The sequence below is a fragment of the Enterobacter sp. 118C5 genome (assembly GCF_034107645.1).
In the GTDB taxonomy this organism is placed as follows: Bacteria; Pseudomonadota; Gammaproteobacteria; order Enterobacterales; family Enterobacteriaceae; genus Enterobacter; species Enterobacter nematophilus.
Genome location: NZ_JAWNEU010000002.1, coordinates 89,955 through 111,526 on the forward strand (window position 1 = coordinate 89,955; position 21,572 = coordinate 111,526).

The window sequence follows — 21,572 nt, forward strand, 5'->3', positions numbered from 1 at the left end:
AGCTTAAAACAGCAGCGATGACGAGGTGTCGAACGCCGCGCGACGGCGTTTTTCGGCGCTCATCTGCTCAAGCTTGTCACGATCCACGCAAACCAGCGCGTGCGTCGGGCAGGCCTCCATACAGGCCGGGCCGGCTTCGCGGTGGTAGCAAAGATCGCATTTATTGGCTTCGGCTTTCTCCGCCCGCACGCTCAGCCCCATGCCGCTGTTGCGCACCACCGGGCGGACAACCACCTCCATCGCGCCATACGGACACGCCACCACGCAGGTTTTGCAGCCGATGCAGCGCTCCTGCATCACGTGCACGAAGCCCTTCTCGCGCTTAATCGCCCCGTTCGGGCAGACGTTCGCGCACGGGGCGTCTTCGCACTGGCGACAGATGGCGGCGGTGGAAATATTCACGCCTTTAATGACGTGAATACGCGGCAGGAAAGTGTCGGGAGTGAGAGAGGCGCAGTCCTGCTCCGCCTGATGGGAAACCACGCACGCCACTTCACAGGTACGGCAACCAATGCACTTACTGGCATCGGCCATAATAAAACGGTTCATCTGCTTCTCCGGCATAACTGTTATGCGCGAAGCTATTCATAAACCGTGCCAATATTTAACGCTCTGATTTTTAAGGGGAATGAAAAGCAGAGTTTCTGTCATCGTCATTAGTGACGATGACAGATGTCGACGTCAGCGGTGCGGGCCATCGGTGACGGAGTCGCGCAGGACAAGCTCGCCGGAGAAGGTTTGCTGGTATTTGAACTCGCCGCCGTCGAGCATGAAAATCAGGCGGCTGACGATCTCCTGGATCATCGCCGTTACCGGAATACGCACGCTGGAGAGCGACGGCACGATGTAGGGCGCGATAGCCACGTCGTCAAAGCCGATGACCGACACCGCGTCCGGCGTGGCGACGCCGCTGTCGTGCAGCTGCTTGATGGCGCCGATCGCCATATCGTCGTTGCTCGCCACCAGCGCGGTAAAGCGTTCACCGCGAGCAAGCAGTTCGGAAACCGCCGCCGCGCCGCTGGCCGGGTTCCACTTCCCTTCGGCGATAAGCGCGTCACGCACCGCAATGCCGTGCTGCGCCAGCGCATCCCTGTAACCGGAAAGACGCTCGACCCCGGTGGGGGAATCCAGCGAACCGGTGATGAACGCAATCTCCCGGTGCCCTTTCGCAATCAGCTGAGACACCGCGTCCCGGCACGAGGCTTTATGATCCGACCAGACGCTGTGGCTGCTGTTTTTCCGCAGGCGGCGGTTAAGCACCATAATCGGCTGCTCGCATTTCTCGACCAGCTCGTCCAGCTCTTCCACGCTCAGAAAGCGCGGGTAGATAATCACCGCATCGCAGCGCATGTCGAGCAGATACTGGATCGCCTCACGTTCCTCATCGGCGCTATGCTTGCCGTCGGCGAGGATCAGCTGCCGCCCTTTTTCTTCCGTCATCCGCGCGGCGTTAAACAGCAGTTCACTAAAGTAGACGCCGTGATAAAGGGTGTTGGTCACCACCAGCCCAAGCGTTTGGGTGCGTTTGGTCGCCAGGTTTCGCGCCAGCAAATTCGGGCGATAGCCGCTCTCTTCAATGGCCTGAAAAACCCGGTCTTTGGTCTCCTGGCTAACGTAGCCGTTGCCCGACAACACCCGGGAAACCGTCGCTTTCGAAACGCCTGCCCGCTTCGCCACTTCCAGCATCGTGGTCATATTGTTCTTCCATCCGAAACTCATGCGGGCAGTGTACTGCACCGCGGAAAAATTGTCGCAGCGACGACGTCACGCTTTCTACACCCCACTGCGATCTGCATCACGAAAAGGAAAAATGTCCAAAAAGCAGTCTTGTTTCAGAAAAATAAACTCATGATGATTATGTGGAACCGGTTTCCTACATTTCACACAACGATAACAGGAACAGATCCGATGGCCAAAAATTACGCTGCGCTGGCAAACGACGTTATCAGCGCGCTGGGCGGCAAAGAGAACATCGTCGCCGTCACCCACTGCATGACGCGACTGCGTTTCGTTCTGAAAGACGAAAATCTTACCGACGTTGCGCGCCTGAAAAGCATCAGCGGCGTGCTTGGCGTGGTGCGTAACGACAACCAGTGCCAGGTGATTATTGGCAACACGGTTTCACAGGCGTACCGCGAAGTGGTGAGCCTGCTGCCCGTTGACCTGCAGCCCGCGGTACCGGAAGGCCCGCAGAAGCTGACGTTACGCCGCATTGGCGCCGGGATCCTCGACGCGCTGATCGGCACCATGTCGCCGCTGATCCCGGCGATCATCGGCGGTTCGATGGTCAAGCTGCTGGCGATGATCCTTGAGATGACCGGCGCACTGCCAAAAGGCGCGCCGACGCTCACCATTCTGACCGTCATCGGCGACGGCGCGTTCTTCTTCCTGCCGCTGATGGTGGCGGCCTCGGCGGCGGTGAAGTTTAAAACCAACATGTCGCTGGCGATTGCCATCGCGGGGGTGCTGGTGCACCCGAGCTTTATCGAGCTGATGGCGAAAGCCGCGCAGGGCGAGCACGTTGAGTTCGCCTTTATTCCGGTGACGGCGGTGAAATACACCTACACCGTCATCCCGGCGCTGGTCATGACCTGGTGCCTGTCGTACATCGAACGCTGGGTGGATCGCATCACCCCGGCGGTGACCAAAAACTTCCTCAAGCCGATGCTGATCGTGCTGATTGCCGCCCCGCTCGCCATCGTGCTGATTGGCCCGCTGGGGATCTGGATCGGCAGCGCCATCTCCGCGCTGGTCTACACCATTCACGGCTACCTGGGCTGGCTCTCCGTCGCCATCATGGGCGCGCTGTGGCCGCTGCTGGTGATGACCGGGATGCACCGCGTGTTTACGCCGACCATCATTCAGACCATTGCCGAAACGGGCAAAGAAGGGATGGTGATGCCGTCAGAGATCGGCGCCAACCTGTCGCTCGGCGGCTCGTCGCTGGCGGTGGCGTGGAAAACGAAAAACCCGGAGCTGCGCCAGACGGCGCTGGCCGCGGCGGCCTCCGCCATCATGGCGGGGATCTCTGAACCGGCGCTGTACGGCGTAGCGGTACGCCTGAAACGTCCGCTGATTGCGAGCCTGATCAGCGGCTTTATCTGCGGCGCGGTGGCCGGCATGGCCGGTCTTGCCAGCCACTCAATGGCGGCGCCGGGGCTGTTTACCAGCGTGCAGTTCTTCGACCCGGCCAACCCGATGACCATCGTCTGGGTGTTTGGCGTAATGGGGCTGGCGGTAGTGCTGTCGTTTGTTCTGACCCTGCTTTTAGGGTTTGAAGATATCCCGGTCGAAGACGAGGCTGAAAAAGCGCGGGCCCTGCACACCGCACCGGTACAGAACAACGCAGCAAAAGCATAATTTGAAAGCGAGGTAAGAATGTCTGTTTTTCCACAAGGATTTTTATGGGGCGGCGCGCTTGCCGCCAACCAGAGTGAAGGTGCTTACCGTGAAGGCGGCAAGGGACTGACCACGGTCGATATGATCCCCCACGGCGCGCATCGCCTGGCGGTGAAGGTCGGCCAGGAAAAGCGTTTTTCGCTGCGTGACGACGAGTTCTACCCGAGCCACGAGGCGATTGATTTTTACCATCGCTATAAAGAAGACATCGCCCTGATGGCGGAGATGGGCTTTACGGTGTTCCGCACCTCGATTGCCTGGAGCCGCCTCTATCCGAACGGCGACGAGCCCCTGCCGAACAAAGCGGGCATTGCCTTCTACCGCGCGGTGTTCGAGGAGTGCAAAAAGTACAACATCGAGCCGCTGGTAACGCTCTGCCACTTCGACGTGCCGATGCACCTGGTGACGGAGTACGGCTCCTGGCGCAACCGTAAGATGGTCGATTTCTTCGCCCGCTACGCCCGCACCTGCTTCGAGGAGTTTAACGGGCTGGTGAAATACTGGCTGACCTTCAACGAAATCAACATTATGCTGCACAGCCCGTTCTCCGGCGCGGGGCTGGTGTTTGAGGAAGGTGAAAACGAGGATCAGGTGAAATACCAGGCCGCGCACCACGAGCTGGTGGCAAGCGCGCTGGCGACCAAAATCGCCCACGAGGTGAACCCGGAAAACCAGGTCGGCTGCATGCTGGCGGGCGGTAACTTCTACCCTTACTCCTGCAAGCCGGAAGACGTGTGGATGGCGCTGGAGAAAGACCGCGAGAACCTGTTCTTTATCGACGTGCAGGCGCGCGGCAGCTATCCGGCCTACTCTGCCCGCGTATTCCGCGAGAAAGGCGTGGTGATTGTGAAAGATCCTGGCGACGACGAACTACTGAAAAACACCGTCGATTTTGTCTCGTTCAGCTATTACGCCTCGCGCTGCGCGTCGGCGGATATGAATGCGGGCAACACCAGCGCGGCGAACATCGTGAAGTCCCTGCGTAACCCGCACATTCAGGTGAGCGAGTGGGGCTGGGGCATCGACCCGCTCGGCCTGCGCATCACCATGAACATGATGTACGACCGCTACCAGAAGCCGCTGTTTCTGGTGGAAAACGGCCTGGGGGCGAAGGACGTCATTGATGAAAACGGCGAGATCAACGACGACTACCGCATCAGCTATCTGCGCGAGCATATCCGCGCGATGGGCGACGCGATTGAGGACGGCGTGCCGCTGATGGGCTACACCACCTGGGGCTGCATTGACCTGGTGTCGGCCTCAACGGGCGAGATGAGCAAGCGCTACGGGTTTGTGTACGTTGACCGGGACGACGCCGGCAACGGCACGCTGGACCGAAAGCGCAAGAAGTCGTTCTGGTGGTATAAAAAGGTGATTGCGAGTAACGGAGCGGACCTGGCGTAACCCCTCACCCTAACCCTCTCCCCATAGGGGAGAGGGGACAAAGCACACCCCTCCCCTATGGGGAGAGGGCCGGGGTGAGGGGTTCAAATCCACCATTGCCAACCCACTCCGCAAGCCTTGAATAGACCACCTCCACAGCCTCTTTCACCGGCGGCGTCATCGGGTAATAAAACCCAACGATGTCCGGCTGAATGCCCAAAAACAGCACCTCGCCCACGTCGTCTTTAATCTGATCGACCAGGTAGTTGAGCGGCATATTGTGCGTCGTCATCATAAACATCTCGGCGATATCGTCCGGGTCAATCAGGCGGATCTCGCCGGGGTTGAGCCCCATATCGGTGGCATCGACGATTAACAGCCTGTCCGGGCGCAGTTCGCGAATGGCAACCACGTCGTTTTCCGGCGCGCTGCCACCGTCGATAACCACCCAGGCGCCCTGCGGGTTCGCGGCGCACATCTCCGCCAGCAGCGGGCCCGCGCCGTCGTCGCCCATCATGCTGTTGCCGACACACAGTAAAACGTCAGTCACGTAATCTCCTTACCATCAGGTAGATGGCGTTCTCCTGATGAATATCGTGCAGCATGCCGAGCAGCGTTTTGCTCCACGCCTGCTGCGCCGGGGTTTGCCTGCTTAGCGCCGCGTCAAAGGCGTTGGCGAGCATCGCAATGTGGTTGGCGTCGATGACGATCTCGCCATACTTCGGCACGCCCTCCATCTTGCGCCGCGCCGGGCTGCCCTCCTCCAGCGTGGCGATCCACGCCAGGTACTCAGGCCACGGGCAGCTCAGCGCCGCCTCCAGGCAGTCGATCACCCCGAGGTGGTGCCCAATTGCCAGGCTGTAGTAGACCACCTGCTGCGCCGCATCCGGCGTGGCGTCGTTCTCATCAATAAACTTACGGCTCAGCTGGCTGAACACCACCGTCTCACTCATCGGATACGCGCCTCATCGACGATGCTGTTCAGGTTCGCCACAATCTCATTGAGACGCGGATCGTTCTCGGCCTCCAGCCAGCGCGCCACCTGATGGTCGCCCTGGCTCAGCAGGCGCAGGTAATCGTCGGCAATCTGGCGACCGTAGCGGTAGCCCGCCAGCCTGCGCGCCGTGCGGTCGACCTTCACCCGCAGCGGCTGCACCATGTCCGGATGCAGAATGGCGGCCGGCTGGTTGTCCAGCTCGCCAGGCTCGCGGGCGTGGATTTTCTGCTCCAGCAGGCCGAGCGCCATCGCAAAGCCGTACAGCGTGGCGGCGGGCGTTGGCGGGCAGCCTGGAATGTAGACGTCCACCGGCACGATTTTGTCGGTGCCGCCCCAGACGCAATAAAGGTCGTGGAAGATGCCGCCGCTGTTGCCGCAGGCCCCGTACGAGATGCAAATTTTCGGGTCCGGCGCAAACTGCCAGGCGCGCAGCGCGGGCGAGCGCATGGCGCGGGTGACGGCCCCGGTAAACAACAGAATGTCCGCATGGCGCGGAGACGGCACCACTTTGATGCCGAAGCGCTCGGCGTCAAACAGCGGTGACAGGGTGGCGAAGATCTCGATCTCGCAGCCGTTGCAGCCACCGCAGTCCACGCGGTAGACGTAGGCCGAGCGTTTGATTTTTTTCAGCAGCAACGCCTTCATGCTGGCGATAGATTCATCCACCGTCATCGGCACCGGAATGCCGTTGTCGTCGCGCGGGCCGAGTAAGTTTTCCATCAGCTGGCCTCTCTCATATGGCGGGTAATATCAATGCGGTCGGACGGCAGCAGGCATTTCTGACGCTTGCACTCCGGGCAGGTTTCGAAGCTTTCTCGGTGATGCTCCGCGCGGGCATCGCCGTTGTGCTGCAGCAGCGCGATGGCGTAGTCGATCTCTTTTTGCACGGCGAACGGACGCTTGCAGACGCGGCAATTGCACAGGGCAAAACGCGACTGCTGCAAAAAGTCCTCTTTCTTCCAGACCGCCAGCTCGTATTCCTGAGAAAGACGAATAGCCACCGTCGGGCAGACCTCCTCGCATCGGCCGCAGAAGATGCAGCGCCCGAGGTTAAACTGCCAGGCCAGCTCGCCGGTTTTGAGATCCGTTTCCACCGTTAAGGCGTTCGACGGGCAGGCGTTGACGCAGGCCGCGCAGCCGATGCACTGCTGCGGATTGTGCTCCGGCTTGCCGCGAAAGTTTTTATCCACCGGCATCGGCTCCAGCGGATAGCTGCTGGTCTGCACGCCGGTTTTGATGACTTTTTTGATAAAGGTAAACATGGCGAATCCTTATTTCAGCGGCGAGTTCTTACGCTCGATGCTGTAGCGCTCAAGCTCTTTGTACGGCACCACCTGGCTTTTCTTCTTGCGCACGTCCACCACGGTCATGCGGTCGGTGCAGGAGTAGCACGGGTCGAGGCTGCCGATGATCAGCGGCGCATCGGAAACCGTGTTGCCGCGCAGCATGTAGCGCAGGGTTGGCCAGTTGGCGTAGGTGGCCGCACGGCAGCGCCAGCGGTAGAGCTTCTGGTTGTCGCCGGTCATGCTCCAGTGGATGTCGTCCCCGCGCGGCGCTTCGGCAAAGCCGAGGGCAAAGCGGTTCGGGATGTAGGTGAAGCCCTCCACCATCAGCGGGCCGCCCGGCAGGTTGTCCAGACCAAAGTCGATCATGTTCAGCGCGGTGAACACCTCGTTGATGCGCACCTTCAGGCGCGAGATGACGTCGCAGCCCTGCTCGCTGTGTACGGTCATCGGCAGCAGGCCGTAGCCAACGAACGGATGATCGGCGCGGGTGTCGCGGGCGTGGCCGCTGGCGCGCACCATCGGGCCGACGTTGCTGAAGTCGCGGGCAATTTCCGGATCGAGGCGGCCAATTCCAACGGTGCGCTGTTCGATGTTTGGCGTGCTGAGCAGCATGTCCACCAGCTCCTGCACGTCGCGGCGCATCTGCTGCGCCAGCTGGCGGGTCTTGATCATGTCGTCCTTCAGCAGGTCGCGGCGGATCCCGCCAATCAGGTTCAGGCCGTAGGTTTTACGCGCCCCGGTGAGGATCTCCGCCATCTTCATCGACGCTTCGCGCACGCGGAAGAACTGCATAAACCCGGAGTCGAAGCCAACGAAGTGGCAGGCCAGGCCGAGGTTCAGCAGGTGCGAGTGCAGGCGTTCAACTTCCAGCAGAATGGCGCGGATCATCTGCGCGCGCTCCGGCACCACGATCCCCATGCCGTTCTCCACCGAGGTGGTGTAGGCGGTGCTGTGGGCGAAGCCGCAGATGCCGCACACGCGGTCAGAGAGGAACGTCACCTCGTTGTAGCCCATGCGGGTTTCCGCCAGCTTTTCCATGCCGCGATGGACGTAGAACAGGCGGTAGTCGGCGTCGATGATGTTCTCGCCGTCGACGAACAGGCGGAAGTGGCCCGGTTCGTCGGAGGTGACGTGCAGCGGGCCGATCGGCACCACGTTGTTCTTCTTGCTGCCGAGTTCGTTGATGAACTCATAGGTTTCGCTGTCGGTGGTCGGCGCCGGGCGCTGGCGGTAGTCCATGCTGTCCTTGCGCAGCGGATAGAGTTCGTCCGGCCAGTCGTCCGGCAGCACCAGGCGGCGCTCGTCCGGCAGGCCGACCGGCACCAGGCCATACATGTCGCGCACCTCGCGCTCGCCCCAGACGGCGGCGGGCACGCGCGGCGTGACGGACGGGTATTCCGGCTTAGCCGGGTCGACTTCGACGCGCACGGTGATCCAGCACTTCTCGCCCTGCTCCATCGACATCACGTAGTACACCGCGTAGCTGCCGCACAGCTGACGCTCGTCGTTACCGAACAGCACCGACAACCAGCCGCCCTGCCGGTAGTACAGAAACTCCACCACTTCCGGCAGGTAGTTCACCTTCACGGTGAGGGTGATCTGGTCTTTGGTTTGCCAGGACTCCTCCAGCACCACGCCGGGGAAAGCCTGATGCAACGCGGCGAGATACTGCTGACCTTTCTTTTCTTCAGACATAAATACTCTCTTTAATCACGCCACCAGCAAGGAGACGAACGCTAAAAATGCAAAACCAAAACCGGCCCAGGTGATGCGTGACGTTTCCACAAAGCGCAGGCGCGCCATGCTGTTTTCAAACAGGGCTATCACCAGCACGCCGACCAGCAGCTTGAGCGCAGCTACCGCCACGGCCAGCACCAGACCGCCCGCGGAGAAGTGCGTCATCTGCCCCCACGGGAAGAAGACGCCGACAAACATCTGTAGCACCACCAGCTGCTTGAGGCTGATGCCCCACTTCAGCACCGCGAAGCCGTAGCCGCTGTACTCGGTAAGCGGGCCTTCCTGCAGCTCCTGCTCCGCTTCCGCGAGATCAAACGGCAGTTTGCCCATCTCAATAAAGGTGGCGAACGCGCAGGCGCAGAGCGCCAGAATCAGCGGGATAGAGCGTGAAACCGGCCAGTGGTAAACGGTGTCGGTGATAAAGCTGATGTGGGTGGAGCCCGCCACCTGCGCGGCAACCCACAGCCCCAGCAGCAGGATCGGCTCCACCAGCACGCCAAGCATCGCCTCGCGGCTGGCGCCGATGCCGGTAAACGGGCTGCCGGTGTCCAGGCCCGCAATCGCAAAGAAGAAGCGGGCGATGGCGAAGAGGTAGATAAGCGTAATCAGATCGCCAAGCGCCGGCAGCGGCGAGCCCACCGTCACCACCGGCAGCGCGGTGGCGATGGTGAGCATCACGCCGACCATCACGAACGGCGTCAGGCGGAAGACCCAGCCTGCGGCGTCCGGGGCGACGCTCTGGCGAGAGAGCAGCTTGAAGAGATCGCGGTACTCCTGGAGCACGCCGGGCCCGCGACGGTTGTGCATCCGGGCGCGCGCCACGCGCGTAATGCCCGACAGCAGCGGCGCGGCGGCGAACAGCGCCAGCGCCTGAAGAATTGCCAGAAACAGACTCATGTCAGGCTCCTCGTGAAATCACAATTACCACCAGCACCGCCAGCTCGATCAGCGCCAGACGGCGGAACAGAGTGGGCGCGGCGGCGCTCTGCCAGCCGGGAACCCAGCCCTGCGGGTTCAGCCAGTGGCGCAGCTTCAGCACGGCGGCGAAGTTCTCCTTCACCGGCATGGCAAAACCGTGGGCGGTGATGACCATCGACTGCTCGTGTTCGTAGCCGCAGGCCCACGCCGCGCCGCGCGAGCGGGAGGCGAGACGGTCGCGCTTAAAGAACAGCATCAGCACGAACGGCAGCAGCGGTGCGGCAATCAGCAGCAGCGCCATCATCGGCTGGGAAACGACGGTATGCGCCGTCGCAAGCGGCAGCGGAACGGCGTGGCCCAGCAGCGGCAGCAGCCACGGCGCGGCCACCCCGCCCCCAATGCAGCACAGCGCCAGCGCGACCACGCTGGCACACATCAGTACCGGAGCGCAGCAGGCGTTCTCCGCTTCACGGGTGCGCGGTGCGCCGAGGAAGGTGACGCCGTAGACTTTCGCCATGCACATCACCGCCAGCGCCCCGGTAATCGCCAGCCCAACCGCCAGCAGCGGGCCTAACAGGCGCGCGATAAACGCGTCGCTCTGACCGAGCGCGAAGAACGACTGATAGATGACCCACTCCCCGGCAAAGCCGTTCAGCGGCGGCAGCGCGGCCATCGCCATCAGCCCCACCAGCATGGCGAGTGAAATCACCGGCATTTTTTTGCCAATCCCACCGAGCTTTTCGATATCGCGGTGGCCGGTGCGGAACCAGACGCTGCCCGCGCCGAGGAACAGGGTGCTTTTGAACAGGCTGTGGTTGACGAGGTGATACAGACCGCCGATAAACCCGGCGGCAATCAGCGCCGGCTGGTTAAGCGCCAGCCCGGTGACGCCCGCGCCGATGCCGAGCAGGATAATGCCGATATTTTCCAGGGTGTGGTACGCCAGCAGGCGCTGGATATTGTGCTCCATCAGGGCGTACAGGCCGCCGACAAAGGCGGTAATCATCCCCGCAATCAGCAGCGCCACGCCCCACCACAGCGGCGGCTGACCGCCCGTCAGGGTAATCGTCAGGATGCCGAACAGACCGACCTTCATTACCACCGTAGAAAACAGCGCGGCGGCGGGCGCAGAGGCATTCGCATGCGCCTGCGGGACCCAGCCGTGTAGCGGGATAATCCCGGCCAGCAGGCCAAAGCCGACGACGCCCAGCAGCCAGACATCGTTGCCCAGCGTCTGGCCGTTAAGCGCGGAAAAGTCCAGGGTGCCGAAACGCTGCCACACCAGCCAGCAGGCCAGCGCCAGCAGCAGCGTGCCGAGACGCCCAAGCGCAAACCACAGCTTGCCGGAGGCGCTGCAGCCGGTCAGGAACACGCCGCACAGGGCCATGATTTCGGCCATTACCACCAGCGCGCCGAGGTTGCTGGCGATAACCGTGCAGACCGCCGTCGCCATCAGCAGATTGACCAGCAGACCGTTGGCTTTGGTTTGCGGATGGCGGTGCCAGTCGATATTGAACAGGCTGATAAACAGCCCGCACAGGCCAAAGGTCACCAGCCAGATGGCGTTAAGCGGCGTAATCGCCACGGTGTGGCGAATCAGCGGCATGAGTGTTTCCACGGATTGTCCGCCGAGCAGGACGACGCCGCCCGCGGCCAGCGTCATCAGGCTGCCGACCGCCCCGCCGATACCGGCTATCCAGCCGCTCAGGGTTTTATGGAAAGAGAACACCAGCGCCAGCGCGGCGGCTGCGGCAAAGTACGCTACGGCGCTGTTAATCATAAATATCGCGTTCATTTCGCCCCCTCGTTAAGCGCCTGCAGAAGCGAAAGATCCCCGACGTCGGTATTAATGGTCAGCTCGCGCTTGCGCCTGCTGGTGCGGGCGATATCGCGGATGTTAACCAGGATCAGCGCTTTGGTCGGGCAGGTCCGCACGCAGGCCGGGCCCTGTTCGTCAAAGCTGCACAGGTCGCACTTGACCGCAACAGCGCGGATGCCGGGCACCCAGTCCAGCAGCGTGCTCACCTTCGCCGGCGCGGGTGGTGCAGGCGGCGCTTTGGGGGTATTGGCGTTCGCCGGGATATGCAGCGGGCGGCTGCCGGAGAATTCAATCGCGCCGAACGGGCAGGCGATGCCGCACAGCTTGCAGCTAACGCACAGGCTTTCGTTCAGCTGGACCGCGCCATCGACGCGGGTGATGGCGTTAACCGGGCATACGCCCGCGCAAGGGGCATCTTCACAGTGGTGGCAGAGCTGCGGGGCAGACTCTTTTTCATTACGCATGACGCGCAGGCGCGGCATGGACTGGAGCCCGTGCAGGCGGTGCGTTTCCGAACACGCCGCCTCACAGGTTCGACAGCCGATACAGACCGTCGAGTCAGCAATTACAAAACGGTTCACCGGGCAATCCTCAGGTGATGGTCATTTTTGACGACGAAAAACTGTCTCATCGACACTTTTCGACACTCGGTTATCAGGCAGGGTTTGCGGAAATCTTTCCCGCGACCAGCTGTTTCAGGTCGACCGGCAGGTCGTGTTCAACCGCGGCGTAGAGACCGTTATAAACCGGCGCGATTTTCTCCAGATAGTGCTCAAGCACCTGCTGGCGATCGCGGTTGCTGACGTAGCCGTCGACCATGCCGTCGGCCATCAGCTGCGCCTGCGCAATACGTTGTTTTTCACCCTCTTTATTCTCAACGTAGTACTCGATGGTGTGGCTGTTAAAACTGTCTGCCAGGGTCACAAAGACCGTGAAATGACCGAACAGGACAAAGCGCATATCCCCCTGCGCCGCACAGCTCATCGCATGATGCAGACGGGCTTTTGACAGGGTGATCCCCTGAACCAGAGAGTTGCAGTAGAGGTGCCACTGATCCTGAAGCTGCTGGTGGCGCTGCGCGATGTAATCCGCTTTTTCGCTAATTTCCCAAATAGTCATAGAAGGTATCCGGTTAATGGAGATAGCGGCTGTTAAGCAGATTCCGTGCCAGTTTTTAATTTGCTGATTTAAATGATTTTTATCGAAAAAACCACTGTCAACGCCGCCGTGTCGACGTGTCATTTCGACAGCGTTGACATCGTCACGCCGTAACGCAAATCAAGCTGGCACCGTTATTGCATTCACTGGCGCAAATCATTGAGGAGGCGTCATGCACGAAATCACCCTCTGCCAGCGGGCTCTGGAACTTATCGAACAGCAGGCAGTGCAAAACCACGCGAAGCGCGTCACCGGCGTCTGGCTGAAGGTCGGGGCGTTTTCCTGCGTCGAGACCAGCGCCCTGACCTTTTGTTTTGAGCTGGTGTGCCGCGGCACGCTGGCGGAAGGCTGCGCGCTGCATATCGACGAGCAGCAGGCGGAGTGCTGGTGCGAGCAGTGCCAGCAGTACGTCACCCTGCTCTCATCAAAGGTTCAGCGCTGCCCGCAGTGTCAGAGCACGGGTCTTCGCATCGTGGCGGATGACGGCATGCAGATCCAACGCCTCGAAATCGAGAAGGAGTAATGTATGTGTAGTACCTGCGGTTGCGCCGAAGGCAACCTCTATATAGAAGGGGACGAACACCGCCCCCACTCCGCGTTTCGCTCCGCGCCCTTTTCCCCTGCCCCGCGTCCTGCGGCGGCCCTGACCGGCATCACCTTTGCGCCGCTGCGTTCCGACGCGGGCGATCTGCATTACGGCCACGGCGAAGCGGGCACCCACGCGCCGGGCATGAGCCAGCGCCAGATGCTGGAGGTGGAGATCGACGTGCTGGACAAAAATAACCAGATCGCCGCCCGCAACCGCGCCCGCTTTGCCGCGCGTCAACAGCTGGTGCTGAACCTGGTCTCCAGCCCCGGCTCCGGCAAAACCACGCTGCTGACCGAAACGCTCAAGCGCCTGAACGAACGCGTCTCCTGCGCGGTTATCGAAGGCGACCAGCAAACCGTTAACGACGCGGCGCGCATCCGCGAAACCGGCACGCCCGCGATTCAGGTCAACACCGGCAAAGGCTGCCACCTGGATGCGCAGATGATTGCCGACGCCGCCCCGCGCCTGCCGCTGGCGGATAACGGCATCCTGTTTATTGAAAACGTCGGCAACCTGGTGTGTCCGGCCAGCTTTGACCTCGGCGAACGGCACAAGGTGGCGGTGCTCTCCGTCACCGAAGGGGAGGACAAGCCGCTGAAGTACCCGCACATGTTCGCCGCCGCCTCCCTCATGCTGCTGAACAAGGTCGACCTGCTGCCGTACCTGAACTTCGACGTGGAAAAGTGCCTTGCGTATGCCCGCGAGGTGAACCCGGACATTTGCATCCTGCTGGTTTCCGCCACGCGCGGCGACGGCATGGACGCCTGGCTGGACTGGCTGGAGAGCGAACGATGTGCATAGGCGTACCTGGACAAATCCACTCCATTGACGGCAACCAGGCCAAAGTGGAGGTTTGCGGCATCCTGCGCGACGTGGACCTGACGCTGGTGGGCAGCACCGATGAAACGGGCGCGTCGCGCCTCGGCCAGTGGGTGCTGGTCCACGTGGGGTTTGCGATGAGCGTGATTAACGAAGCGGAAGCCCGCGACACGCTCGATGCGCTGCAAAACATGTTTGACGTGGAGCCGGACGTGGGCGCGCTCCTGTACGGCGAGGAGCGCTAGCCTATGCGTTACGTTGATGAATACCGCGCGCCGGAACAGGTGATGCAGCTTATCGGGCATCTGAAAACGCGCGCTGCGCTTCTGGACTACACGAGAGAAAAACCGCTGCGGATCATGGAGGTGTGCGGCGGGCACACGCACGCCATCTTCAAGTTTGGCCTCGACCAGCTGCTGCCGGAGAACATCGAGTTTATCCACGGCCCAGGCTGCCCGGTGTGCGTCCTGCCGATGGGGCGCATCGACAGCTGTATTGAAATTGCCGGCCAGCCCGGCGTCATTTTCTGCACCTTTGGCGACGCGATGCGCGTGCCGGGGAAAAACGGCTCGCTGCTGCAGGCAAAGGCGCGCGGCGCGGACGTGCGGATCGTTTACTCGCCGATGGATGCCCTGACGCTGGCGATGGACAACCCTGAGCGCAAGGTCGTCTTTTTCGGGCTGGGTTTTGAAACCACCATGCCCGCGACGGCCATCACGCTGCAGCAGGCGAAAGCGCGCAACGTCACTAACTTTTTCTTTTTCTGCCAGCATATTACGCTCATTCCCACGCTGCGCAGCCTGCTCGAAGAGCCGGACAACGGCATCGACGCGTTTCTGGCACCGGGCCACGTCAGCATGGTGATTGGCACAGACGCCTACGGTTTTATCGCTGAGCAGTACAATCGTCCGTTAGTGGTGGCTGGTTTCGAACCGCTTGATCTACTGCAAGGCGTAGCCATGCTGGTTGAGCAGAAAATAGCGGCCCTGAGCGCGGTCGAAAACCAGTACCGCCGCGTGGTGCCCGATGCGGGAAATGAACGGGCGCAGCAGGCGATAGCCGACGTGTTTAGCGTTGAGGGCGACAGCGAGTGGCGCGGGCTGGGGCTGATTGCCGAGTCCGGCGTGCGCCTGACGCCTGCCTATCGCGAATTTGATGTCGAAGCGCACTTCCGTCCGCAGCCGCAGCAGGTGTGCGACGATCCCCGGGCACGCTGCGGCGAGGTGCTTACCGGCAAATGCAAACCTCATCACTGCCCGCTATTTGGCAACACCTGTAACCCGCAAACCGCGTTTGGCGCGCTGATGGTCTCCTCTGAAGGGGCATGCGCCGCGTGGTATCAGTATCGCAACCAGGAGTGTGAAGCATGAACACGGTGGAAATGGCGCACGGAAGCGGTGGACAGGCGATGCAGCAGCTGATTAACCGGCTGTTCATGGAGGCCTTTAATAACCCCTGGCTCGCGGAGCAGGAGGATCAGGCGCGCATTGACCTCGCGACGCTCACCGCACACGGCGACCGGCTGGCGTTCTCCACCGACAGCTACGTGATTGACCCGCTGTTCTTCCCGGGCGGCGATATCGGCAAGCTCGCCGTCTGCGGCACGGCCAACGACGTGGCCGTCAGCGGCGCCATTCCGCGCTACCTCTCCTGCGGGTTTATCCTTGAAGAGGGTCTGCCGATGGAAACCCTCACGGCGGTGGTGAACAGCATGGCGCATACCGCGCGCGAGGCGGGTATCGCTATCGTTACCGGGGACACCAAAGTGGTCCAGCGCGGCGCGGCCGATAAGCTCTTCATCAACACCGCCGGAATGGGGGCGATCCCCGCCGACGTTCACTGGGGTGCGCAACGCCTTAGCGCGGGCGACGTGCTGCTGGTGACCGGCACGCTGGGCTGCCACGGAGCGACTATTCTTAACCTGCGCGAAGGCTTAGGGCTGGACGGCGAGCTTCGCAGCGACTGCGCGGTGCTCACCCCGCTTATCCAGACGCTGCGCGACATGCCGGGCGTCAAAGCCCTGCGCGACGCCACCCGTGGCGGGGTGAATGCCGTCGTCCACGAGTTCGCCGCAAGCAGCGGGTGCGGGATTGAACTGATCGAGCGCGATCTGCCCCTTAAGCCTGCCGTGCGGGGGCTGTGTGAGCTTTTAGGGCTTGACCCGCTAAACTTTGCCAACGAGGGCAAGCTGGCGATCGGCGTGGAACGTTCGGCGGCAGAAGCCGTACTTGAACGGCTGAGAGCGCATCCCTTAGGGAAAGACGCGGCCATCATTGGCGACGTGGTTGAGCGCAAAGGGGTGCGCCTGGCCGGGCTTTACGGCGTGAAGCGCACGCTGGATCTGCCGCACGCTGAGCCGTTACCCCGAATTTGCTAGAACCGCGCCATAAGCGGTCAGCAGTGAATGTCTCTTTTTTGCCAGTTTCTATTGGAAAGCAATAATGCCGTATACACCGATGAGCGATCTTGGACAGCAGGGCCTGTTTGACATCACGCGCACACTTTTACAACAGCCCGATCTCGGCGCGCTGAGCGATGCCCTGACGCGGCTGGTCAGGCAATCAGCGCTGGCGGACAGCGCGGCGATTGTGCTCTGGCATAGCGGAACGCACCGCGCGAGCTACTACTCAACGCGCGATAATGGCAAAACGTTTGAATACGAAGACGAAACGTACCTCGCGCACGGCCCGGTGCGCCGCATTCTCTCCCGGCCTGAAGTGCTGCACTGCAATTTTGAAGAGTTTCGGATGGCATGGCCGCGGCTGGCAGAGAGCAATCTCTATCAGCCTTTCGGTCATTACGGCATGCTGCCGCTGGCGGCGGAGGGCCAAATTTTTGGCGGCTGCGAGTTTATCCGCAATACCGACCAGCCCTGGAGCGAGGCAGAGTACGAGCGTCTGCACACCTTTACCCAGATTGTGGCCGTCGTCGCGGAGCAGATCCAAAGCCGCGTCACCAATAACGTGGATTACGACCTGCTGAGCCGCGAGCGCGACAACTTCCGCATTCTGGTCGCCATCACCAACGCCGTGCTCTCAAGGCTCGACATGGACGAGCTGGTCAGCGAAGTCGCCAAGGAGATCCATCACTATTTCAGGATCGACGCCATCAGCATCGCGCTGCGCGGGAACCGCAAAGGCAAGCTGAACATCTACTCCACCCACTATCTTGATGAGGCCAACCCGGCGCACGAGCAGAGCGAGGTGGACGAAGCGGGCACCCTTTCTGAGCGGGTGTTTAAAAGCAAAGAGATCCTGCTGCTGAATCTCAGCGAGCAGGACCCGGTGGCGCCGTACGAGCGGATGCTGTTTAACACCTGGGGCAACAAAATTCAGACCCTGTGCCTGCTGCCGCTGATGTCCGGCAGCACCATGCTTGGGGTACTCAAACTGGCGCAATGCGATGAAGCGGTGTTTACCACCGCCAACCTGAAGCTGCTGCGCCAGATCGCCGAGCGTATTTCCATCGCGCTGGATAACGCCCTCGCCTACCAGGAGATCCACCGCCTGAAAGAGCGGCTGGTGGACGAGAACCTGGCCCTGACCGAGCAGCTCAACAACGTGGACAGCGAGTTTGGCGAAATCATCGGGCGCAGCGATGCCATGTACAGCGTTCTCAAGCAGGTGGAAATGGTGGCCCAGAGCGACAGCACGGTGCTGATCCTCGGTGAAACCGGCACCGGTAAAGAGCTGATTGCCCGCGCCATCCACAACCTGAGCAACCGCAACAGCCGGCGCATGGTGAAGATGAACTGCGCGGCGATGCCCGCGGGTCTGCTGGAAAGCGACCTCTTTGGCCACGAGCGCGGCGCGTTTACCGGGGCCAGCAGCCAGCGCCTGGGGCGTTTCGAGCTGGCAGACAAAAGCTCGCTGTTCCTCGACGAAGTGGGCGATATGCCGCTGGAGCTACAGCCCAAGCTGCTGCGCGTATTGCAGGAGCAGGAGTTTGAGCGCCTCGGCAGCAACAAGCTTATCCAGACCGACGTGCGGCTGATCGCCGCCACCAACCGCGACCTGAAAAAAATGGTCGCCGACCGCGAATTCAGAAGCGATCTCTACTATCGCCTGAACGTCTTCCCAATCTGCCTGCCGCCGCTGCGCGAGCGCCCGGAAGATATCCCCCTGCTGGTTAAAGCCTTTACCGCGAAGATCGCGCGCCGGATGGGGCGAAACATCGACAGCATTCCCGCCGAGACGCTGCGGACCCTCTCGTCGATGGAGTGGCCGGGCAACGTGCGCGAGCTGGAAAACGTCATTGAGCGCGCGGTGCTGCTGACGCGCGGGAACGTGCTGCAGCTCTCCCTGCCGGAGATTGCCCTTCCTGACGTGGCCGTACCCGCAGCCGAAATCGCGAAAGAGGGAGAAGATGAATATCAGCTCATTCTGCGCGTGCTGAAAGAGACCAACGGCGTGGTGGCCGGGCCGAAAGGGGCGGCCCAGCGGTTGGGGTTAAAACGCACCACTCTGCTGTCGCGCATGAAGCGTCTCGGGATTGATAAAGAAAATCTGGTTTAACTCCCATCAGGCGGTGTTTTCCTGCATCGCCTTTCGTCACCCTGCGTTATTGTCCCTCATTGACACAAAATCGTTTCCTCTGTATAAAATTCCGCCTTAATAATGCGTTTCATTTGCATCAAAAATAATTTTAATGAAGGGTAGCGTTTCATGAAGAAGGTCATCTGCGCGTTAGGCCTGGCGATTGCGTCGGTCAGTTCTGCTCTGGCAACCACATATCCCCTGACGATTGAAAACTGTGGCTACAAAGAGACATTCACCAAAGCGCCGGAACGCGTTGTGGCCCTGGGCCAGAACACCGTGGAAATTTTGCTCCTGCTGGGGCTGGAAGATAAGGTCAAAGCCAGCGCCTTCTGGCCGACCAAAGTCTTGCCGCAGCTGGCGGAACAGAACGCAAAAATCAAAACCCTGACTGTCGAAATTCCTACCCTTGAGTCCGTTCTTGCGCAAAATCCCGACTTTGTCCCCGCTCAGACGCCGCTGCTGCTGGGGCCTGAAAGTAAGGTCGCAAAACGCGAAGACCTGATGACCCTCGGCGTGAACAGCTATGTGTCACCGGGCATGTGCGCGACCAAAAAAGCCACCGGCGATATGTACGGCAGCCGCCAGAAGCTATGGGATATGACCTATCTCTATAAAGAGATTGAGGATTTCGCCAAAATCTTTAACGTTGAAGATCGCGGCCAGGCCGTCATTGCCGATTTCAAAAAACGCGAGGCTGACCTGCGCAAAGAATTCGGCAAGAATAAAAAAGACCTTTCGTTTGTCTTCTGGTTCTCCAGCTCATCCCCTTCTGCAGACGCCTACGTAGGCGGTAAAAATAGCCCCTCTGGGTTTATCGCCAGCCTGATGGGCGGCCATAACGCCATTACGTCCGAGACTGAGTGGCCAACCGTAGGCTGGGAAAGCATTATTGCCGCGAACCCGGACGTGATTGTGGTCTCCAGCCTGGATCGTAACCGCTGGGCGCTGGATAACGCGGAAGAGAAAATCAAATTCCTGAAAAGCGATCCGGCCGTGAGCCAGCTTGATGCCGTTAAAAAAGGCCATATCGTGGTGATGGACGGTCAGGCGATGAACCCGACGATTCGTACGATTTACGGTGCCGAACAGGTGGGTGAACAGCTCAGAAAGCTGGGGCTGAACTGATGACAGTTGCCGTACTTCAGGCCCGCCAGGGCCTGATTCTGACCACTTCCGCTCTGCTTGCTGTTGTCCTGCTGTTTCTGGTGATTGCCCTTGGCGTCAGCGTCGGCGAGCTGTCGATTCCGCTGTCCAACGTCTTTTACGCTATCGGTAATAAGCTGGGGCTGACCGACGTTCCGCTCAACCGCATCTATGAAAGCGTTATCTGGGACTTTCGCCTGAGCCGCGCGCTGGTGGCGGCATGCTGCGGGGCAGGTTTAGCCATCTGCGGCGCCGTGCTGCAAAGCCTGCTGAAGAACGCGCTGGCGGAACCCTACGTGCTCGGCGTGTCGGCAGGGGCCTCAACCGGGGCGGTGTCGGTCGTTGTCCTGGGCATCGGCACCGGCGCGGTGTCGCTCTCCGCGGGCGCGTTTGCCGGGGCGTTCGCCGCCTTTGCGTTTGTCGCCTTTCTGACGAACGGTGCGCGCGGCGGCAATGAGCGCACCATTCTGGCAGGCGTTGCTGCATCTCAGCTTTTCAACGCCATTACCGCCTACACCATCAGCACCTCCGCCAGCGCGCAGCAGGCGCGCGACGTGATGTTCTGGCTGCTGGGCAGCTTTAGCGGCGTGCGCTGGCCGGAATTCCAGCTGGCGCTGGTTGTCGTGCTGGCGGGCCTTGCCGTCTGCCTCTACTATTCCCGGGCGCTGGACGCCTTTACCTTTGGCGATGACGCCGCGGCCTCGTTAGGCATTGCCGTACCCTGGGTGCGCCTTGCCCTGTTCACCACCACGGCCCTGATCACCGCCACCATCGTCAGCATGGCGGGCTCAATCGGCTTTGTGGGGCTGGTGGTGCCGCACGTTATGCGCTTCCTGTTCGGGCCGCTGCACCGCACGCTGCTGATTGCCAGCGCCCTGGCCGGGGCGATCCTGATGGTGCTGGCCGACATCGCCTCGCGGATGCTGATTGCGCCGCAAAGCCTGCCCGTTGGCGTCGTCACCGCGCTGGTGGGCGTGCCTTTCTTTGCCGTGATTATTTACCGTTCAAGGAATAAGTGATGAGTATCTGCGCTGAAAATATTACCTGGAAGGTCGGCAAAAAAGTTATCGTCAATGACGTCTCGCTGAAGGTTTCCCGGGGCGAAACCGTGGGTCTGCTTGGTCCTAACGGCTGCGGCAAATCATCGCTTCTGCGCATTCTGGCAGGCCTGCGTCGCCCGGATGCGGGCAGCGTGACCCTGGACGGGCAGGACATTTCCCGCATCGCCAAAAAGCAGCTGGCCCGCCGGGTGGCGTTCGTTGAGCAGCACGGCATGACGGACGCCAATATGCGCGTGCGCGACGTGGTCAAGCTCGGGCGTATTCCGCACCACTCTCCTTTTTCCAACTGGAGCGCGCAGGATGACGACACCGTCACCGCGGCTCTGCAGCGTGTCGATATGCTGGACCGCAGCGAGCAGGGCTGGCTGAGCCTTTCCGGCGGCGAGCGTCAGCGGGTGCATATTGCCCGCGCGCTGGCGCAAACGCCAACCGAAATCCTGCTGGATGAACCGACCAACCACCTGGACATCCACCATCAGATGCAGCTGATGCAGTTGATCAGCGAATTACCCGTCACCAGCATTGTCGCCATCCACGATCTCAACCACGCCGCAATGTTCTGCGACTCGCTGATTGTGATGCAGAAAGGGCAAATCGTGGCGACCGGAACACCGCACGACATCTTATCCGAGTCGTTGCTCTGGGATGTCTTCCGGGTGAAAACTAAAATTGAGATCTCGCCGTTTCATGGCAAAAAGCACATTCATTTTATCGTTTAGGGACGA

Annotated in this window: 22 protein-coding genes; 11 read left to right on the forward strand and 11 right to left on the reverse strand. The window is 61.0% G+C overall.

The window, feature by feature from the left end:
• Positions 1-3: 3 nt before the first annotated feature.
• Together hydN and UTO39_RS05660 are read right to left on the reverse strand one after the other, a co-directional pair.
• Positions 4-549 (reverse strand): electron transport protein HydN, encoded by a 546-nt coding sequence (hydN, locus tag UTO39_RS05655; protein WP_008499565.1) that lies wholly within the window; start codon positions 547-549, stop codon positions 4-6.
• A gap of 132 nt (positions 550-681) precedes the next feature.
• The gene (locus UTO39_RS05660) at positions 682-1,695 is read right to left on the reverse strand and encodes a LacI family DNA-binding transcriptional regulator (RefSeq protein ID WP_320726693.1); all 1,014 of its coding nucleotides are present in this window, start codon (positions 1,693-1,695) and stop codon (positions 682-684) included.
• A gap of 213 nt (positions 1,696-1,908) precedes the next feature.
• Between UTO39_RS05660 and ascF the strand changes: the two genes are divergently transcribed.
• A complete protein-coding gene (gene ascF / locus UTO39_RS05665) occupies positions 1,909-3,360 on the forward strand; it encodes a PTS cellobiose/arbutin/salicin transporter subunit IIBC (protein WP_320726694.1) in 1,452 nt (483 codons plus the stop codon).
• Positions 3,361-3,378: 18 nt separating this feature from the next.
• Entirely contained in the window at positions 3,379-4,803 is a 1,425-nt protein-coding gene (locus tag UTO39_RS05670; protein ID WP_320726695.1) for a 6-phospho-beta-glucosidase, read from the forward strand.
• A gap of 55 nt (positions 4,804-4,858) precedes the next feature.
• On the opposite strand, the gene hycI is transcribed toward UTO39_RS05670, so the two are convergent.
• The 9 genes from hycI to hycA form a co-directional block, all read right to left on the reverse strand.
• Complete coding sequence (gene hycI, locus UTO39_RS05675) at positions 4,859-5,332, reverse strand: hydrogenase maturation peptidase HycI (RefSeq protein ID WP_266179192.1); 474 nt, start codon at positions 5,330-5,332, stop codon at positions 4,859-4,861.
• Positions 5,325-5,735: a formate hydrogenlyase maturation HycH family protein gene (locus tag UTO39_RS05680; RefSeq protein WP_320726696.1), complete on the reverse strand. Its 411-nt coding sequence runs from the start codon at positions 5,733-5,735 to the stop codon at positions 5,325-5,327. The genes hycI and UTO39_RS05680 overlap by 8 nt, the downstream gene beginning before the upstream one ends.
• Positions 5,732-6,499 carry an NADH-quinone oxidoreductase subunit B family protein gene (locus UTO39_RS05685; protein WP_320726697.1) on the reverse strand — a complete coding sequence of 256 codons (768 nt, stop codon included), beginning with the start codon at positions 6,497-6,499 and terminating at the stop codon, positions 5,732-5,734. Before UTO39_RS05685 ends, UTO39_RS05680 begins: the two co-directional genes overlap by 4 nt.
• Positions 6,499-7,041 carry a formate hydrogenlyase complex iron-sulfur subunit gene (locus UTO39_RS05690; protein WP_061097268.1) on the reverse strand — a complete coding sequence of 181 codons (543 nt, stop codon included), beginning with the start codon at positions 7,039-7,041 and terminating at the stop codon, positions 6,499-6,501. The genes UTO39_RS05685 and UTO39_RS05690 overlap by 1 nt, the downstream gene beginning before the upstream one ends.
• Positions 7,042-7,050: 9 nt before the next feature.
• The gene (gene hycE / locus UTO39_RS05695) at positions 7,051-8,760 is read right to left on the reverse strand and encodes a formate hydrogenlyase subunit HycE (RefSeq protein WP_061097267.1); all 1,710 of its coding nucleotides are present in this window, start codon (positions 8,758-8,760) and stop codon (positions 7,051-7,053) included.
• Positions 8,761-8,775: 15 nt separating this feature from the next.
• Positions 8,776-9,699, reverse strand: coding sequence for a respiratory chain complex I subunit 1 family protein (locus UTO39_RS05700; protein WP_266179187.1), 924 nt, complete (start codon positions 9,697-9,699; stop codon positions 8,776-8,778).
• 1 nt (position 9,700) lies between these two features.
• A complete protein-coding gene (gene hycC, locus UTO39_RS05705) occupies positions 9,701-11,515 on the reverse strand; it encodes a formate hydrogenlyase subunit 3 (RefSeq protein WP_266179186.1) in 1,815 nt (604 codons plus the stop codon).
• Positions 11,512-12,120 carry a 4Fe-4S dicluster domain-containing protein gene (locus tag UTO39_RS05710; RefSeq protein WP_151412407.1) on the reverse strand — a complete coding sequence of 203 codons (609 nt, stop codon included), beginning with the start codon at positions 12,118-12,120 and terminating at the stop codon, positions 11,512-11,514. The genes hycC and UTO39_RS05710 overlap by 4 nt, the downstream gene beginning before the upstream one ends.
• 73 nt (positions 12,121-12,193) lie before the next feature.
• Entirely contained in the window at positions 12,194-12,658 is a 465-nt protein-coding gene (gene hycA / locus UTO39_RS05715; protein WP_151412406.1) for a formate hydrogenlyase regulator HycA, read from the reverse strand.
• Positions 12,659-12,869: 211 nt separating this feature from the next.
• On the opposite strand from hycA, the gene hypA reads away from it, so the two are divergent.
• From hypA to UTO39_RS05760, 9 genes are all read left to right on the forward strand, one after another.
• Positions 12,870-13,220, forward strand: coding sequence for a hydrogenase maturation nickel metallochaperone HypA (gene hypA, locus UTO39_RS05720; protein ID WP_080330160.1), 351 nt, complete (start codon positions 12,870-12,872; stop codon positions 13,218-13,220).
• 3 nt (positions 13,221-13,223) lie between these two features.
• On the forward strand, positions 13,224-14,087 hold the full coding sequence (gene hypB / locus UTO39_RS05725; protein WP_320726698.1) for a hydrogenase nickel incorporation protein HypB: 864 nt from the start codon (positions 13,224-13,226) through the stop codon (positions 14,085-14,087).
• Positions 14,078-14,350 carry a HypC/HybG/HupF family hydrogenase formation chaperone gene (locus UTO39_RS05730; protein WP_061097260.1) on the forward strand — a complete coding sequence of 91 codons (273 nt, stop codon included), beginning with the start codon at positions 14,078-14,080 and terminating at the stop codon, positions 14,348-14,350. Before hypB ends, UTO39_RS05730 begins: the two co-directional genes overlap by 10 nt.
• A 3-nt stretch (positions 14,351-14,353) precedes the next feature.
• Positions 14,354-15,475, forward strand: coding sequence for a hydrogenase formation protein HypD (hypD, locus tag UTO39_RS05735; protein ID WP_320726699.1), 1,122 nt, complete (start codon positions 14,354-14,356; stop codon positions 15,473-15,475).
• Complete coding sequence (hypE, locus tag UTO39_RS05740) at positions 15,472-16,482, forward strand: hydrogenase expression/formation protein HypE (RefSeq protein ID WP_320726700.1); 1,011 nt, start codon at positions 15,472-15,474, stop codon at positions 16,480-16,482. Before hypD ends, hypE begins: the two co-directional genes overlap by 4 nt.
• 64 nt (positions 16,483-16,546) lie before the next feature.
• Positions 16,547-18,619: a formate hydrogenlyase transcriptional activator FlhA gene (gene flhA, locus UTO39_RS05745; RefSeq protein WP_061097257.1), complete on the forward strand. Its 2,073-nt coding sequence runs from the start codon at positions 16,547-16,549 to the stop codon at positions 18,617-18,619.
• Between the two features lie 150 nt (positions 18,620-18,769).
• Positions 18,770-19,768, forward strand: coding sequence for an ABC transporter substrate-binding protein (locus UTO39_RS05750; RefSeq protein WP_061097256.1), 999 nt, complete (start codon positions 18,770-18,772; stop codon positions 19,766-19,768).
• On the forward strand, positions 19,768-20,805 hold the full coding sequence (locus UTO39_RS05755) for an iron ABC transporter permease (protein WP_061097255.1): 1,038 nt from the start codon (positions 19,768-19,770) through the stop codon (positions 20,803-20,805). Before UTO39_RS05750 ends, UTO39_RS05755 begins: the two co-directional genes overlap by 1 nt.
• The gene (locus UTO39_RS05760) at positions 20,805-21,566 is read left to right on the forward strand and encodes an ABC transporter ATP-binding protein (RefSeq protein WP_320726701.1); all 762 of its coding nucleotides are present in this window, start codon (positions 20,805-20,807) and stop codon (positions 21,564-21,566) included. The genes UTO39_RS05755 and UTO39_RS05760 overlap by 1 nt, the downstream gene beginning before the upstream one ends.
• Positions 21,567-21,572 lie beyond the last annotated feature (6 nt).

What these genes read in the sequence shown, in the direction of transcription:
- hydN (WP_008499565.1), bottom strand. Translation starts at nt 549, where the DNA reads ATGAACCGTTTTATTATGGCCGATGCCAGTAAGTGCATTGGTTGCCGT.
- UTO39_RS05660 (WP_320726693.1), bottom strand. Translation starts at nt 1,695, where the DNA reads ATGACCACGATGCTGGAAGTGGCGAAGCGGGCAGGCGTTTCGAAAGCG.
- ascF (WP_320726694.1), top strand. Translation starts at nt 1,909, where the DNA reads ATGGCCAAAAATTACGCTGCGCTGGCAAACGACGTTATCAGCGCGCTG.
- UTO39_RS05670 (WP_320726695.1), top strand. Translation starts at nt 3,379, where the DNA reads ATGTCTGTTTTTCCACAAGGATTTTTATGGGGCGGCGCGCTTGCCGCC.
- UTO39_RS05680 (WP_320726696.1), bottom strand. Translation starts at nt 5,735, where the DNA reads ATGAGTGAGACGGTGGTGTTCAGCCAGCTGAGCCGTAAGTTTATTGAT.
- UTO39_RS05685 (WP_320726697.1), bottom strand. Translation starts at nt 6,499, where the DNA reads ATGGAAAACTTACTCGGCCCGCGCGACGACAACGGCATTCCGGTGCCG.
- UTO39_RS05690 (WP_061097268.1), bottom strand. Translation starts at nt 7,041, where the DNA reads ATGTTTACCTTTATCAAAAAAGTCATCAAAACCGGCGTGCAGACCAGC.
- hycE (WP_061097267.1), bottom strand. Translation starts at nt 8,760, where the DNA reads ATGTCTGAAGAAAAGAAAGGTCAGCAGTATCTCGCCGCGTTGCATCAG.
- UTO39_RS05700 (WP_266179187.1), bottom strand. Translation starts at nt 9,699, where the DNA reads ATGAGTCTGTTTCTGGCAATTCTTCAGGCGCTGGCGCTGTTCGCCGCC.
- hycC (WP_266179186.1), bottom strand. Translation starts at nt 11,515, where the DNA reads ATGAACGCGATATTTATGATTAACAGCGCCGTAGCGTACTTTGCCGCA.
- hycA (WP_151412406.1), bottom strand. Translation starts at nt 12,658, where the DNA reads ATGACTATTTGGGAAATTAGCGAAAAAGCGGATTACATCGCGCAGCGC.
- hypA (WP_080330160.1), top strand. Translation starts at nt 12,870, where the DNA reads ATGCACGAAATCACCCTCTGCCAGCGGGCTCTGGAACTTATCGAACAG.
- hypB (WP_320726698.1), top strand. Translation starts at nt 13,224, where the DNA reads ATGTGTAGTACCTGCGGTTGCGCCGAAGGCAACCTCTATATAGAAGGG.
- UTO39_RS05730 (WP_061097260.1), top strand. Translation starts at nt 14,078, where the DNA reads ATGTGCATAGGCGTACCTGGACAAATCCACTCCATTGACGGCAACCAG.
- hypD (WP_320726699.1), top strand. Translation starts at nt 14,354, where the DNA reads ATGCGTTACGTTGATGAATACCGCGCGCCGGAACAGGTGATGCAGCTT.
- hypE (WP_320726700.1), top strand. Translation starts at nt 15,472, where the DNA reads ATGAACACGGTGGAAATGGCGCACGGAAGCGGTGGACAGGCGATGCAG.
- flhA (WP_061097257.1), top strand. Translation starts at nt 16,547, where the DNA reads ATGCCGTATACACCGATGAGCGATCTTGGACAGCAGGGCCTGTTTGAC.
- UTO39_RS05750 (WP_061097256.1), top strand. Translation starts at nt 18,770, where the DNA reads ATGAAGAAGGTCATCTGCGCGTTAGGCCTGGCGATTGCGTCGGTCAGT.
- UTO39_RS05755 (WP_061097255.1), top strand. Translation starts at nt 19,768, where the DNA reads ATGACAGTTGCCGTACTTCAGGCCCGCCAGGGCCTGATTCTGACCACT.
- UTO39_RS05760 (WP_320726701.1), top strand. Translation starts at nt 20,805, where the DNA reads ATGAGTATCTGCGCTGAAAATATTACCTGGAAGGTCGGCAAAAAAGTT.